At 46.9% G+C, this 13,868-nt stretch carries 10 protein-coding genes; 2 read left to right on the forward strand and 8 right to left on the reverse strand.

What is annotated here, in order from left to right; all coding sequences use genetic code 11:
- Positions 1–13: 13 nt before the first annotated feature.
- The gene (locus tag F3J22_RS29085; RefSeq protein WP_167021484.1) at positions 14–2,536 is read left to right on the forward strand and encodes a zinc-dependent metalloprotease; all 2,523 of its coding nucleotides are present in this window, start codon (positions 14–16) and stop codon (positions 2,534–2,536) included.
- A 264-nt stretch (positions 2,537–2,800) separates the two neighbouring features.
- On the opposite strand, the gene F3J22_RS29090 is transcribed toward F3J22_RS29085, so the two are convergent.
- From F3J22_RS29090 to ppsA, 6 genes are all read right to left on the reverse strand, one after another.
- On the reverse strand, positions 2,801–4,714 hold the full coding sequence (locus tag F3J22_RS29090; protein ID WP_167021485.1) for an SPFH domain-containing protein: 1,914 nt from the start codon (positions 4,712–4,714) through the stop codon (positions 2,801–2,803).
- Between the two features lie 271 nt (positions 4,715–4,985).
- Positions 4,986–5,732 carry a hypothetical protein gene (locus F3J22_RS29095; protein WP_167021486.1) on the reverse strand — a complete coding sequence of 249 codons (747 nt, stop codon included), beginning with the start codon at positions 5,730–5,732 and terminating at the stop codon, positions 4,986–4,988.
- A gap of 180 nt (positions 5,733–5,912) precedes the next feature.
- Entirely contained in the window at positions 5,913–7,040 is a 1,128-nt protein-coding gene (locus F3J22_RS29100; protein WP_167021487.1) for a histidine decarboxylase, read from the reverse strand.
- A 140-nt stretch (positions 7,041–7,180) separates the two neighbouring features.
- Positions 7,181–7,609, reverse strand: coding sequence for a VOC family protein (locus F3J22_RS29105; protein WP_167021488.1), 429 nt, complete (start codon positions 7,607–7,609; stop codon positions 7,181–7,183).
- A 68-nt stretch (positions 7,610–7,677) separates the two neighbouring features.
- Positions 7,678–8,442: a helix-turn-helix domain-containing protein gene (locus F3J22_RS29110; protein WP_167021489.1), complete on the reverse strand. Its 765-nt coding sequence runs from the start codon at positions 8,440–8,442 to the stop codon at positions 7,678–7,680.
- 26 nt (positions 8,443–8,468) lie between these two features.
- Entirely contained in the window at positions 8,469–10,901 is a 2,433-nt protein-coding gene (gene ppsA, locus F3J22_RS29115; protein WP_167021490.1) for a phosphoenolpyruvate synthase, read from the reverse strand.
- Positions 10,902–11,084: 183 nt separating this feature from the next.
- Between ppsA and F3J22_RS29120 the strand changes: the two genes are divergently transcribed.
- Positions 11,085–11,570, forward strand: a complete 486-nt coding sequence (locus tag F3J22_RS29120) for an Lrp/AsnC family transcriptional regulator (RefSeq protein ID WP_255492098.1) — start codon at positions 11,085–11,087, stop codon at positions 11,568–11,570.
- Positions 11,571–11,691: 121 nt separating this feature from the next.
- Here the strand turns inward: F3J22_RS29120 and F3J22_RS29125 are convergent, their stop codons facing one another.
- Together F3J22_RS29125 and F3J22_RS29130 are read right to left on the reverse strand one after the other, a co-directional pair.
- Positions 11,692–12,318, reverse strand: a complete 627-nt coding sequence (locus F3J22_RS29125; protein WP_167021492.1) for a 2,3-diphosphoglycerate-dependent phosphoglycerate mutase — start codon at positions 12,316–12,318, stop codon at positions 11,692–11,694.
- Between the two features lie 63 nt (positions 12,319–12,381).
- On the reverse strand, positions 12,382–13,848 hold the full coding sequence (locus F3J22_RS29130) for an amino acid permease (RefSeq protein ID WP_167021493.1): 1,467 nt from the start codon (positions 13,846–13,848) through the stop codon (positions 12,382–12,384).
- Positions 13,849–13,868 lie beyond the last annotated feature (20 nt).

The following is a 13,868-nucleotide window of genomic DNA, read 5'->3' on the forward strand; positions in this document are numbered from 1 at the left end:
TAATTCAACAATCATGTTAAAACGAAAAATTTCATTTTTCGCACTGGCCTTGTCATGCGCAATGGTCGGCACCAGCAGCAGCAGTTTTGCGCAGGGTAAGAAAAAAGACAATGAAAAGCCGGCAGCTCCGGTAACCGCACCTGCCGCGGATTCTGCAAAGAAAGATGCACCCGTAAAGCTCAAAAAGTACGAAGACGTAATCACCAAAGGTACCACCTCCGTACAGGGTTTTCTGACCGTGCATAAGAAAGAAGATAAATATTATTTTGAGATTCCTTTCAGCTTATTCAAGCGCGAGATCATGGCGGTAAACCGTATCTCCAAAGCCTCTGTAGACATGCGTAACGGCATGTGGGGACTGGCAGGAGATCAGATCGGTGAATCTGTTTATGCCTTCGAAAGAGCCGCAGGGAATAAGCTCTTCCTGCGCCAGCTGTCGTACACAGAATATGTAACCGATTCTACCAGCGAACTGGCTACCGCCATCACCAATAATAACGTACAGGCCATCGTGTCCGCATTCCCGATCGTTGCCTTCAACCACGACAGCACCACTGCCGTTATTGACGTCACCGAATTCCTGAACAGCGACAACAATGTGCTATACTTCGAAAACGCCGCGCTGAAACAGCGTGCCGGCATGGGCGCACAACAAAACGACAGAAGCTACATCGACTACGTACACGCCTACCCGACAAACCTCGAAGTGAAAGCCGTGAAAACCTATGCTGCCGGCATCAATCCCGCACATCCTTTTTATACGGTAGAATTAAACGCTTCCCTGCTACTGCTGCCCGAAAAAAGAATGCAGCCACGTATCATGGATGAAAGAGTAGGTTACTTTACCAGCACCCACAGGGATTTTGAAGCAGAGCCGCAAGGCGTACGCAACACCAGCTATGCACGCAGATGGAGACTGGAACCTAAACCGGAAGATGAACAACGTTACCTGAAAGGCGAATTGGTGGAACCTAAACAGCCAATCGTATTTTATATCGATCCTGCTACCCCTAAGAAATGGGTGCCTTACCTGATCGCCGGTATCAACGACTGGAACAAAGCCTTTGAACATGCAGGCTTCAAAAATGCCATCATCGGTAAAGAAGCACCTACCAAAGAACAGGATAGCACCTGGAGTCTGGACGATGCACGTCATTCTGCCATCATCTACCGCCCTTCAGTGATTCCTAATGCCATGGGACCTAACGTAGCCGACCCGCGTAGTGGTGAAATACTGGAGAGCCATATCTTCTGGTACCACAACGTCATGCAGCTGCTACAGAAATGGTACCTGGTACAATGCGGCGCCACCGATCCGCGTGCTACCAAACCAGTTATCGATGACCAGCTGATGGGTGAACTGATCAGGTTTGTTTCATCCCATGAAGTGGGCCATACGCTTGGTTTACGTCATAACTTTGGCGCCAGCTACAACACACCGGTTGAAAAACTTCGTGATAAAAACTGGCTGAAAGAACACGGTCATACTACTTCTATCATGGACTACGCACGTTTCAACTACGTAGCCCAACCGGAAGATAATGTAGGAACCGAAGGACTCTACCCACGTATCAACGATTATGATAAATGGGCAATTGAATGGGGCTACAGATGGCGCCCTTCCTATAAAAATGAATGGGAAGAGCAGAAAGCATTGTCCAATATCGTTTCAGACTCACTCCTGAAAAATCCGAGACTGACCTTTGGTGGCGAAATGGAGGTCTTTGACCCACGTGCACAAAACGAAGACCTCGGTGATGATGCGATGAAAGCCAGTGAATATGGCATCCGTAACCTGAAGCGCATCGTTCCGCAGCTGGTTACCTGGACGCGCATCCCTGCCGCTGATTACCAGGAGCTGGGAGAAACCTTTAAAGAAGTTTTCGGTCAGTACAGCAGGTATCTTGGACACGTAATGAAAAATGTGGGCGGCATCTACCATGAGCTTAAATTAAGTACAGACGCGGGTCCTGTTTATACCTACGTGGAATACGACAAGCAGAAGAGAGCGGTGAAATTTCTCTCTGATAACCTGTTTACCACCCCTGAATGGTTAAACAACAGGGAAATCTTTACCCGACTGCCTTACTCCTTCGGAGAAGAATTTGGTAAGCTGCAGCAGGATGCGCTGGAAGTGCTCATTACCAGGAGAAGAATGAGTGTGCTGATGAATACGAAATTGGAGTCTAAAGAGAAAGCATATTCCCTGGATGAAATGTTCAGTGACCTCGATCGCTATATTTTCACAGAATTGTATAGCGGTAAGAATGTAGACTTCTACCGCAGGAACTTACAGAAAGCATATGTCAGCAGGCTGATACAGCAGGCATTTGCCCAGGAGAATCCCGGTGAGATTGCCGTTATGTCTTACAAATTCTATATGTCGGATATGCAGGGCATCATGCGTGATGAGCTGAAAAAGCTGCAGCAGTTATGCAAAAAGGCACTGGCTAACCCTGCTACAGACAAGGATACAAAAATCCATTGCCAGGAGCTGGTGGCTAAAATCGATCTCAATTTTAAAAATAAAAACTAATTCAACGGGGTTGCTGGCAGATGGAAACATGTGTCAGCTGTCCCTTTGTTAATCCCATTTCTCATAAGCAAATTAGTAGTGGCTCCGATCTCCATCGGAGCTTTATTTTTTTGCTGCGATGATTAGAAAGGGTGGGATTTGTTTGAAATGTGGGGTTTTGTGCCGGAAAAGCTGATTTTTTAAAAAGAAAACCGGGACAGTCGACACTGTCCCGGTTTGTATTTATGAGTACTGTTCGTTGTATTTTTATATATAACAGAATTATCAATCGTTTTGTTCAGATTTTTTCTTCGCTACTTCTTCGAGTAGTTTCAGACCCAGCAAACCGGAGATAGGACCGTTGGAGCCATCACCGTTGCTGCCACCGATGAGGATATCCGGCATGATGCGGATTTTCTGTTCACCGATAGCTTCCATTACTTTCAGCTGCGTGAAGTTATCGCCACCCATGGCCTCTACTGCCAGTTTATAGGCTTCGGCGCTGGACTGACCAATAGCGAGGATTTTCTCTGCCTCTGCTTTACCGGTGAGGGCGATTTTTTCTGCATCTGCTTTTGCTATCCACTCTGTTTTTTCAGCTTCTGCTTTTGCGAGCAGTCTTACTTTTTCTGCCTCACCGGCTGCCAGCAGTTTCATACGATCACTTTCCGCGTTTGCCTGGAGACGAACACTGTTGGCGTCACCGGTAGCTTTTTTCACGGAGGCATCCGCCAGTCTTTCCGCGATCCAGACACCCTGGTCAGCTTTTACGATCTCTTTCTGCATCTCCGCGATAGCGGTTTCTTTTTCCAGCTTCTGACGGGTTTCCTGTGCCAGTCTTTCTGTATCGTAGGTCACCTTTTGTTCTTCGGCTATTTTACGGTCGGTCAGGGTTTTCATCAGTGTTTCAGGCGGTACGATGTCACCGATCAGGGTATCTACACCGAATACGTTGTATTGGTCCAGTACGCGGCCGATGTGTTCCTTGGCTGATTCCTGTCTTTCCTTACGGCTGGTCAGGAACCCGATTACATCGGAGCCCTGGGCAGAGTTACGGAAGTAGTTACCGATGGTAGGCTCCAGTACCTGTGTTACCAGGTTGCTCATATTTCCGAAGCGTGCAATTACTTTAGGTGCTTCGTTGGTAGGGATATGAATGATCTGTGCAACATCGAGGTTAAAAGTAAAACCATCTTTACTTCTCACGGTGATGGTAGAAAGGTTTTTATCCAGCTGGTGAGCTTCACTGCGTGCGGAAGCCCAGTTAAGTACCAGGTTGGTGGTAGGTACCAGCTCTACTTTCATAATGTAAGGGTTGATAGGGTATTTGCCGGGGCCTAACGGTTCCGCCCATACGCCTTTTTGCCCTTTTGTTACGATGTTACCATGTTTGAATTCGGCGCCGCTGATATCTTCTCCGTCTTTACCTACGAAGGAGATCACCACACCTACGTGTCCGATGGCGATTTCCGTCATTTTCACGAGTTCCAGTCTGGCAAACCATGGGTTGATAAAGTAAGAACCGGCCAGGATGACCTGTTCCTGTAATCCTTTGTAGCCGCCGCCTAGCAGGAAGGCATCTACATCCTGGAAGTTGTTGTGGCTGTCGATCAGTTTACCGGCGATAGAACCGGTTTCGATGGCTTTACCTTCCAGGGTGGTAATGATACCTACTGCGTTTTCCGGTACAGTTACATAATCAGTTATTTCTACTTCAAATAAGAAGGTGTTGATACGATAGGACCCCGGCGTAATAATGGCCGTCTGACGGCCTTTACGGCCACCATTTTTCAAAAATGCGGCAGCATCCTGGAAGGAGTCGCAAGGTACTCTGCGGGCGAGGATGGCGCCTGTTTCCAGCTCTGCACCATCTTTAGATAATACCAGCCCGATTTTGCCGGTCGGGATAATGGTAAATGGCTGATAGGCAACACTGTATTGCCAGAGCCACTTCCAGAAATAGATACCTGGCGCAAGTGTCTGTGCCTGAAAACCGGCTTCACCGTTGGTAGCAATGATACGGCCTTCGGGTAATTCCTGCTTGCCCAGCAGTACCCATTTTTTCGTAACCAGACCGATACGGTCTTCCGGTACGATGACTACGCCAAAGCATATACGAAGAATGACCCTGTAAAAAATGAGGCATAGTATAGGCACGCCAATAACCAGCACCCATGTGAGAATAGATGAATTTTCCATGATAGGGGATATTTAAGAAATGTATTAGAGAGATTTGAATGCGTTGGTATAGGATTTACGAAGACATTTTTTTCGATTTGGTGCAGGTATATCCAAAAGGTATGCCAGAGATAAAGTTACTGTAGTGCAGCCGCATTGCCGGGTTAAAAAAGTGAACATATTTAAGCGGCGTGTAACAGCTGATATAATCGTGTAATCATCTGCGTTATACAGGTTATAAAAAAAGATCTCAGCGTACTGCTGAGATCTTTTTAACTATTATTATCAGTTATTATTGAATTTTATTGATTTCTTCTACTACACCTGCCACCAGGTATTCGTCGAATGGATCATCTGTAGCGTTGATGACTTTTTTGGCAACAGCTTGCGCTTTAGGGTCACCTTGTAACAGTGCCAGGAATTGTTTACGTTTTAAAGGTACTTTCTGCAGGGTGCCGTTTGTTTTCAGGTATAAGGTATTCTTATGCACAAATTCATTGTAGTTTTTACCTGTCTGTACAAATCCTTTATCAACATAATCGGCTCTTTCGTAAACTATCTGTTTATCTACCAACAGGGTATATTTACCGCTGGTAGAAAGTTGTTCTACAAATTTTGAAACGCCTTCGATATTTTCTTTTACAAATACGAGGGAGGTATCACCACTTTGAATATGGAATCCCTGGATATTATCGGTGGTAGGGGTAAATGCGGTGCCGTCACCACTTTTAACGATTACCTGATTTTTCTGTAAATCTATATTTGCCTGGTAGGTAATAGATTTTTTTACTGGTTGATTATCTACAGAGTCTAAAGATAATTTCCCCCATTTCTGGAATAAATAAGGTGATCCGACGGTACCAACCGGTGAAGTAAATGTATTGACTACAAATGTATTAAAACCGCCTGGACGGGTAAATGATTCCACTACATTGTGGATCTGCGTATTGCGGGTAGCACCTGTAGAATCGATACTTTGGGCTGATGCTGAATAGGAGAAAACAACAAACGCTGTGAATAATAATGGCGCAACTTTCATAAGCTAGCTTGTTTTTGATAAAGTTAAAAAGAATTTGCCAAAAATGAAGCGCTGAAAAGCAGTGGGGGCAACCGTTTATGTAAATTTCAGGGAAGTTATCATGTCGGGGTAAAGGATAATTTCCTGCGGCAGCCTGACAGCAAAGGTTTTGACAGTTTGCTGCCGCAGGAATCCTAATTTTTATTGGTACATAGCAAACTCATTCTGTGCCTGTTCCTGGAACTGCGGATTTATCAAGTCCGCAATAAATTCATCGATAATGGCTTTGGTGATACCCGGCATACAGATCAGGTGTGACCAGTCGCCCTGGGTAGCCAGCTGCCATTTATAGCAGATTTTAGGAGAAGGTGTACGGAATACCACTGTTAATGCATGTGGGTTACGCCAGCTGTCGATGCCGGCTGCCTGTAACTGTTCCAGGGCATAGGCGGCAACGTCCATTGCATCTGTAGCTCTTTTGAGCAATCCTTCTCTACCTATCTTATTAATAATATACCAGAGAAATACCGGTGTAACGGCACTTCTGGAACCGGTAATCGTTGTGTCCAGGTTGCCGATATACGGGATGGAACGACCGATACGATCTTTATAGTTTTTCTTTACGATTACTACTCCGCAAGGGATAGGCGAACCGATAAATTTATGGCCGCTCACAGAGATACTGTCGGCGCCGGCAGCAAAGTCAAAGCGGCATTTGTCCAGCAGCGCGAGGTAAGTACCTGCCAGTGCTGCATCGCAATGGATATAGTGCTGGGTAATGGCGTAGGATTTGAGAATTTCCTTGATGCGTCCCACGTCATCTTTGGCCTCTGTCATGGTGGTACCGATATTGGCCACAATGATGGTAGGCTGGTGCCTGTTGAGCTTCACGGTTTCTGCCAGGTCGTCATAATCCATTTCCCCATTCTCCTTACTACGGATCACTATACTGGACATGCCCAGCAGGTGAATATTCTTCTGAATGCTGTAATGGGTAGATTCGGAATAATATACAATACCTTTTGGATACAATTCTCTGGCCAGGTAAAGGCTGTAGAGATTTCCCTCGGTGCCGCCACTGCCTACATATCCCCACCAGTTATCGCGGGGCGCCTTAAACAGGCTGGCGAAAAATGCCAGCACATCCCGCTCAAATTCACGGGAATGCATGTCGCAATGTGAGTCTACAAAAGGATCTCCGATATTGTTAAGATTATATTCCAGCAGAGGATAGAGTTCAGAGTACTCAAAATCAATTCCTGCGGGATACCCGATAAAATGTTTGGACCTTTCCTGAATCGTTTTCAGGTAGTTTTCAAATTTTTCCATTTCCTGCTGATTACTGTTGGCGTATTCACTGCTGCAATCGCTGCGGCAGTCATTTTTAATGGTTGTTGGTTTAGCTTTGTTGTGAATTACTGCTCAAAGATAATTACAAGCCATCTATTCCAACGCGAACAGCAAAAATATTATGCAGGTAATACCACTTCTCCTTTGTCATTCAGCTCCCAGAAAGGATTATAGGCTACCTCAAAGAGATGCCCGTCCGGATCAGCAAAATAGCCGCTATAACCGCCCCAGAATACCTCTTCTGCCGGTTTTATCAGCTGACCCCCGGCTTTGGCTGCCAATGCCAGTACCTCGTCTGTTTCGGCCTTGCTGCGGGTATTGCAGGCCAGACTGATCCCCCTGAACCCAGTACCTGCTGCCGGTAGCTTCGCATCGTCGGCAAGGTCATCCCAGCCAAACAGCGATAATACCAATGCGCCTACCTGGAAAAATGCCACCGCTTCCTGACTGCTGGCAGAACGCTTCCAGCCCAGCCCTTCTTCATAAAATTTAATGGATCGTTGCAGATCTCTTACGCCTAAGGTTATCACATTCAATCTTGGTTCCATGTATAATATTTTGAATAAGCAAGGTAGTGCAGGTACGTATACCGCTGTTTGTAAAAAAACGACAAAGATCAGCGATGCCGGAACTGCTCCGGACTCACGCCGGCAAACTGCCTGAACTCATGTGTCAGGTGCGCATGATCGTAGTAACCCATGTCCAGCGCAAGCGCCAGCAGATGGCCTGTATAACCCTTGCGCAGCAGTTGCTCCAGCCGCATAAAACGTACTATCCTGGAAAAGGTTTTGGCAGAAACACCGGTATGGTCGAGGAACTGTCTTTCGAAATTACGCAGGCCCGTATTGGTTTTATCTGCCAGCATAGCAGTGGTGATGCTGCCGCCTGCATTCCGAATCAGCGAAGTAGCATATAGTATCCTGCTGGTGTTGATATTATTTCCAGGTAGATGTTGTAGGAGTAGATTTTCCAGTGATTTTATTTTTCCGGAGAGATTTTTTTCGGGAGATAATAGTGCGGGGAGCTGCTGCTGCCATTTCGGGGCGATATCCTGCAGGGAGGCATGCTGATCTGTAATCAGTTGTAAAGGTAGTCCGGTAAAGGCTTTCAGGCCGGCGGCATTGAAACGTATGCCTATCAGCAGGCTGCCGGCGGCATGTTCTGTCTCGCTGCTGCTGGTCATGGTACCTACTACAAAAGCCTCCAGGGGTACAGTGCGCGCATGGCTGCCGGTATATATTTCCGTTGTTCCTGCATTGATGATAATATCAGCACAGGTATCCGGCAAGATACGTACCCGGCCACTATGCGCGCTACTGCTCACCCAGTAGGCATCGATATATGGCTGTAACAGCTGATGTGGTGTTATCGTACAATACATCAGCCAATTTAATCATTATCTTCCGATCATGCCGTAACGGCTACTGCTTCCTCTGCTTCATGAATGGCACGGAGGGTTTTGGTAACGGCATCCGGTGTAACGGAGATACTATCAATTCCTAAGCTCACCAGCATTTTGGTGAATTCCGGAAAATCGGAAGGTCCCTGTCCGCAGATACCAACTTTCACACCGAGGCGCTTGGCGGTTTTGATCAGGTGTGCAATCATACGCTGCACGGCGGGGTTCATCTCATTGTAAAGGTGTGCTACAATGGAAGAATCCCTGTCGAGGCCCAGCGTCAGCTGTGTCAGGTCGTTGGAGCCGATGGAAAAACCATCTATATAAGCGGCAAATTCTTCTGCCATAATAATATTGGAAGGCAGTTCTGCCATCAGGTAAACCTGTAATCCATTGTCGCCGCGCTTCAGGCCAAATTCTTCCATGACGGTCAATACCATCTGTAATTCTTCTACTGTTCTGCAGAACGGTATCATTACTACCACATTGGATAAGCCCATTTGTTCCCTTACCTTTTTGATGGCGGCACATTCCAGCCGGAATGCGGGTTTGTAGTCATCTGCATAATAGCGGGAAGCACCTCTCCATCCGATCATCGGATTTTCTTCTTCGGGCTCAAAGTATTTACCACCGAGGAGATTGAAGTATTCATTGCTTTTGAAATCGGAGAAGCGAACGATTACTTTTTCGGGGTAGCTGGCGGCGGCGATTTTGCCAATACCATAGGCCAGCTGGTTGATGAAGTAATCAGCTTCGTCTTTGTGGCCACGGATCAGCTTTGTGATCTGTGCGCTCAGTGCCGGATCGTTTAATTCTTTATGCTTCAGCAACGCCAGCGGGTGTGCTTTGATGTAGTTGTTGATAATGAACTCTTCGCGTGCCAGGCCAACACCTTTGTTGGGCAGGTGTGAGTAGTGGAAGGCCATGGCAGGAGCGCCTACGTTGAGCATCAGTGGCGTATTGACGGCAGGGAGCTGTGAAAGGTCCAGCTGCTCTTCAATAATAGGCAGTATACCTTTATAGATCACGCCTTCGGTGCCTTCTGCGCAGCTGACGGTAATTTCCTGTCCGGCGTTGAGTACATCGGTCGCATTGCCACAGCCTACGATGGCCGGGATACCCATTTCACGGGCTACAATGGCGGCATGGCAGGTACGTCCGCCTTTGTTGGTAACGATTGCTGACGCCATTTTCATGATGGGTTCCCAATCGGGATCGGTCATGTCGGTTACCAATACATCCCCTGGTTTGAAGGACTGGCCAGCGTTTACGCGGTTGTCCAGGGAGTAGAGGATGTTAACGGCGCCGGCGGCGATCTTATCACCTACGGCAATACCGTGGAGGAGTACTTCCTTCGGATCTGCTGTCAGGCCTATGCTGTAGGAGATTACTTTGCTGTGGTCTTTCCTGGAATGTATGGTCTCCGGCCTTGCCTGCACGATGAACAATTCGCCTGTAAGTCCGTCTACGGCCCATTCTATATCCATCGGGCACCACTGGCCTTTTTTCTCTGAATAGTATTTTTCGATGCACTGTACCCAGGTGGCGAGTAGCATGATTTGTTTATCGGTTAAACAAAACGCTTGCTGCTGTTGCTTTTCAACAGGGATGATGCGTGTTCTTTCGTCACTGCTTTCGCCGTAGACCATTTTCTTGTCTTTGGCGCCGGGTTTTTTTTCAATAATGGGTGTAAAGCCGGATTGTATCAATGGTTTGTATACGATGAATTCATCAGGAGAAACGGCGCCCTGTACTACCATTTCGCCGAGTCCCCAGGAACCGTTGATTAGCACTACATCTTTGAAGCCTGATTCGGTATCGAGGGAGAAGGCTACGCCGGAAGCGCCCAGGTCGGAGCGAACCATTTTCTGCACACAAACAGACAGTCCAATACTGAAATGGTCGTAGCCGAAGTTTTCGCGGTAGCTGATGGCGCGGTCGGTAAACAGGGATGCGAAGCAGTTTCTGACTGCATCTATCAGTGCAACGGGACCTCTTACATTCAGGTAGGTTTCCTGCTGACCGGCGAAGCTGGCATCTGGCAGGTCTTCTGCGGTAGCAGACGAACGAACGGCAACGTCTGTCTGGTCCTGCCCGTATTCGCGGGAGAGCTGGTTATAGGCTGCTATGATTTCCGTACTGAGCTCCTGCGGAAAGCGGGTGCTGCTGACCGCCTGCCGTATCCTGGTGCCGGCACGACGAAGCGAGGTGATATCATTGAAATCGATATTGGCGATCTGTTCTTTGATATAATCTTCCAGCCCGCTATGGTGCAGGAAATCGTAATATGCTTTGGTGGTGATGGCAAAGCCGGTAGGGATTTTCACGCCAACCTGGGTCAGGCTGGATATCATTTCACCCAGTGAGGCGGACTTACCGCCTACCAGGGCTATGGAGTCGAGACTAACTTTCTCTAACGGCAGGATGATCTGTTCTTTCATACGCGATTGATGTTTGAAGTGGAAAGGTATCCCCATCGGCCGGACTGGAAGATGATCGTTCGTCCAAACCGAAAACAAAACGGTATTGGCCACTTATAACCGAATATTTTTCAGGATTTGTACCCATATACCTATTTTTGAAGTAAATCAAAGGATTAGCATTACATGGCATTCATTCCCGACATGTTAGATATGTGTATTTTGGACATACTTCAACAGGATGCCCGCACTACCAATAAGGAGATTGCGGCAAAGCTGGGGAAGTCGGTTACTGCCATATTTGAGCGGGTGAAGCGCCTGGAAGCGGAAGGGTACATCCTGGGGTATACTGCTGTGCTCAACAAGCATAAACTGGGTAATGCACTGGTAGCATACACCAGCGTTACGTTGGAAACGCACGGCCACGACCGGCTGTCACTTTTCGAAAAGAGCATGGAAGGATTCCCTGAAGTGATGGAATGTTATAAGATGAGTGGTCAGTTTGATTATTTGCTGAAAGTGGTAGTGGCGGATATGGAAGCCTATGATCAGTTCTATTCAGGACGCCTGTCCAAGTTGGATAATATACGTAAGATCCGCAGCCTGTTTGTTTTAGCGGAGACCAAACATGAGTTTGGGTTGCATCTCAAAATGGATTTTATCAATAAGATTGAGAATCGTACAAAATAATTTTCTTTTATAAAGATGAGTTTTTGCTGGTGTTCTTTTTGAGCATGCCTTCGGCATGCTCAAAAAGAGCGGGGGTTTTTATCCCTGCCTTCGGCAGGGATAAAAACCCCTCGACCCCAGATTAAGGTAGATCAGTGACTGCATAGGCAGCATGAATATTATTGAGCGCGTTGCGATCGAGAATGTAAGTAATAGGTGCGCCGGTAGCAATTTCGCGGGTAATGATTTCTTCCCGGCTCAGATTTTCCAGGAACATGATAAGCGCACGCAGGCTGTTGCCATGTGCTACAATCAATACATTTTCGGCGGCTTCCAGGTGTGGTACGATGGTATGACGGAAGTAGGGGATGACTCTGTCGTAGGTATCTTTGAGGCTTTCACCGCCGGGAGGCCTTACATCAAAGGACCGGCGCCAGATATGTACCTGTTCTTCCCCGTATTTTTTGGCGGTATCAGCTTTGTTGAGGCCTTCCAGGTCGCCATAGGCGCGTTCATTGAGGGCCTTGTCCCGGATGATGGGGATACCGCTTTCGCCGCAGGCTTGTAATACCAGTTCCAGTGTATGTTCTGCCCTGATAAGCACGGAGGTGAAAGCGATATCTATTTCTTCGCCGCGTAACTCGAGCCCCGCAGCGATAGCTTCTTCTTTGCCTTGCTCAGTAAGATCTATATCTTTCCAGCCGGTAAACCTGTTTTCCAGGTTCCATTGTGATTGCCCATGCCTGATGAGGAAGAGTTTTACACTCATGATGCTTAGTATTACTGTTAAGAAAAAATTTCGTTCTGGTAATACACATATTAAGCCATTTTGTTAGGCCTGCTCCGATTTATTTTTCTTCATAACCGCATAACAGATACCTAAGAACAATACCCACACTGGTATCAGGGCTACCTGCACCATCATACCAGTGATCGACATCATCAACAATATACCGGTCAGGAATATTAAACAGATATAGTTAGATACCGGGTAGATAAAAGAAGGAAATTTAGTAGTAAGATTTTCCATTTGTTTTGCCTTTCTGAATTTCAGGTGCACGACGCTGATCATAATCCAGTTGATAATTAAGGCAGAAACAACAAGGGTCATCATTATTTTCAATGCTTTCTGCGGTATCATGATATTAACGATGATACAGATAGCTGCAAAAAGTCCGGATACAAGGATGGCTTTTACCGGTACATGACTTTTATTTACCTGCTGGAGGAATTTAGGTGCATTGCCCTGGTTGGCCAGGCCGTATAACATCCTGCTATTGCTGTATACGCAGCTGTTATAAACGGATAATGCTGCTGTCAGTACGATGAGATTGAGGACATTGGCAATGAGCCTGCTGAAATTAATCGTCATACCAGCCAGGTCAAACTTAAATCCTTCCAACGTATTAAATACGGCCACAAACGGGCTGCTTTTTACGGTAATGCCTCTCCATGGCGACAATGCAAAGAGGATGATGAGCGCGCCAACATAGAATATCAGGATACGATAAATAACCTGGTTGGTAGCCCGCGGAATGGTTTTTTCCGGATTGTCGGCTTCGGCAGCGGTGATACCGATGAGTTCCAATCCACCGAAGGAGAACATAATCATGGCCACCGCCGCTAACAGCCCCTGATAGTTGCCTTCGCTATCCTGCTGGAGCAAGCCTTTAGGGAAAAATCCGCCATCATTCCAGAGATTACGGATAGAAGCCTGTGGCCCGCCGGTACCGCTGACAAGAAGATAGGTACCAAAAACAATTACTGCTACGATCGCCACTACCTTGATGATAGAGAACCAAAACTCTGCTTCTCCGTAAACTTTTACTGAGCTGAGATTCAGGGCGTTAATAGCCACAAAAAAGAAGAGGCTGGACACCCATAGTGGAATTTCCGGCCACCAGAAGTTGACATATTCACCGATAGCGGTTAATTCGGCCATACTTACCAGGATGTATAAAATCCAGTAATTCCAGCCGGAGGCAAAGCCGGGAAAGCCGCCCCAATATTTATAAGCGAAATGGCTGAAGCTGCCCGATACGGGTTCTTCTACCACCATCTCTCCTAATTGACGCATGATAAAAAATGCAATTAATCCTGCAAGTGCATATCCTAATATAACAGAAGGACCAGCCAGTACGGCAGCAGGGCCAATACCCAGGAACAGGCCGGTACCAATAGCGCCACCCAGGGCAATCAGCTGAATATGTCTGTTCTGTAACCCTCTCTTTAAACCTTCAGCACTGGTTGATTTGTCGGCAGCTTTGACGGAAGCAGTAGTAGTATTAGTAGATTTCATTATGTATGACAGGTAATCCT

Source organism: Chitinophaga sp. Cy-1792 (genome assembly GCF_011752935.1).
Classification (GTDB): domain Bacteria; phylum Bacteroidota; class Bacteroidia; order Chitinophagales; family Chitinophagaceae; genus Chitinophaga.

Coding starts and splice junctions, on each gene's coding strand:
- F3J22_RS29085 (WP_167021484.1), top strand. CDS start 14: ATGTTAAAACGAAAAATTTCATTTTTCGCACTGGCCTTGTCATGCGCA.
- F3J22_RS29090 (WP_167021485.1), bottom strand. CDS start 4,714: ATGGAAAATTCATCTATTCTCACATGGGTGCTGGTTATTGGCGTGCCT.
- F3J22_RS29095 (WP_167021486.1), bottom strand. CDS start 5,732: ATGAAAGTTGCGCCATTATTATTCACAGCGTTTGTTGTTTTCTCCTAT.
- F3J22_RS29100 (WP_167021487.1), bottom strand. CDS start 7,040: ATGGAAAAATTTGAAAACTACCTGAAAACGATTCAGGAAAGGTCCAAA.
- F3J22_RS29105 (WP_167021488.1), bottom strand. CDS start 7,609: ATGGAACCAAGATTGAATGTGATAACCTTAGGCGTAAGAGATCTGCAA.
- F3J22_RS29110 (WP_167021489.1), bottom strand. CDS start 8,442: ATGTATTGTACGATAACACCACATCAGCTGTTACAGCCATATATCGAT.
- ppsA (WP_167021490.1), bottom strand. CDS start 10,901: ATGAAAGAACAGATCATCCTGCCGTTAGAGAAAGTTAGTCTCGACTCC.
- F3J22_RS29120 (WP_255492098.1), top strand. CDS start 11,085: ATGTTAGATATGTGTATTTTGGACATACTTCAACAGGATGCCCGCACT.
- F3J22_RS29125 (WP_167021492.1), bottom strand. CDS start 12,318: ATGAGTGTAAAACTCTTCCTCATCAGGCATGGGCAATCACAATGGAAC.
- F3J22_RS29130 (WP_167021493.1), bottom strand. CDS start 13,848: ATGAAATCTACTAATACTACTACTGCTTCCGTCAAAGCTGCCGACAAA.